Origin of the sequence: Rothia mucilaginosa, assembly GCF_964211445.1 — a bacterium.
In the GTDB taxonomy this organism is placed as follows: Bacteria; Actinomycetota; Actinomycetes; order Actinomycetales; family Micrococcaceae; genus Rothia; species Rothia mucilaginosa_E.
In genome coordinates this window covers 1-591 of record NZ_CAXOQT010000068.1, presented here as the reverse complement: position 1 = coordinate 591, position 591 = coordinate 1, and the positions used below count along the sequence as shown (strand labels likewise).

The 591-nt window shown below is 59.2% G+C and carries 2 protein-coding genes; both read right to left on the bottom strand.

Annotation, left to right across the window (positions count from 1 at the left end; all coding sequences use genetic code 11):
- Positions 1 to 317 (bottom strand): TadE family protein (locus tag AB8E48_RS08970; RefSeq protein ID WP_368886483.1); only part of this gene is annotated, 317 nt, incomplete at its 3' end.
- Positions 317 to 544, bottom strand: a complete 228-nt coding sequence (locus tag AB8E48_RS08965) for a hypothetical protein (RefSeq protein WP_005505403.1) — start codon at positions 542 to 544, stop codon at positions 317 to 319. The genes AB8E48_RS08970 and AB8E48_RS08965, both read right to left, overlap by 1 nt.
- Positions 545 to 591: the final 47 nt, after the last annotated feature.

The window sequence follows — 591 nt, the reverse complement described above, 5'->3', positions numbered from 1 at the left end:
TGACGGTACGAAATGTTCTCAGCGTACGAGGACGGAAGAACCCCCTCAATCATCTGACGGGTACGCTCCATGCCCTCCTGCGGAGTGCGGTCACGCATCGTACCGTAACGTGCCCCAGCCGCCGCAGCATCCACCAACATCGTTCGTGCATACAGGGCGAAAGAAACCTGCAGAATCGCCATGGTCAGCAACACCAGCAGGGCACCAACCATGACGAATTCCGTGCTGGCGTCACCGCGCTCGCTATCCTCCACAGAATATTCCGCGGAGGAAAGCTCAGCGGCAGTCAGCTCAGAAGCGATGCGGGGCTCACGCATTACTGGTGAACCAGAGCAATCGCGTCGTTGAACATCTTGGTCAGAGCGGGCTGAGCAATCGCCAGAATAGCGGCAACCAGCACGGCGCTCATCATGGTGATCATGACCCAGCCGGGCACGTCGCCGCGCTCGGGGTCATCCTGCTTGTTCTTCAGACGCAGAGCCAGCACGGATGCGATAGCCAGGGCAATCAGCACGGTCAGGGTGGTGCGGAAACGACGGAACATGATTTTCTCCTTATCGAAGGGTGTAGTGTGTGGTTGGTGCGGCGCGC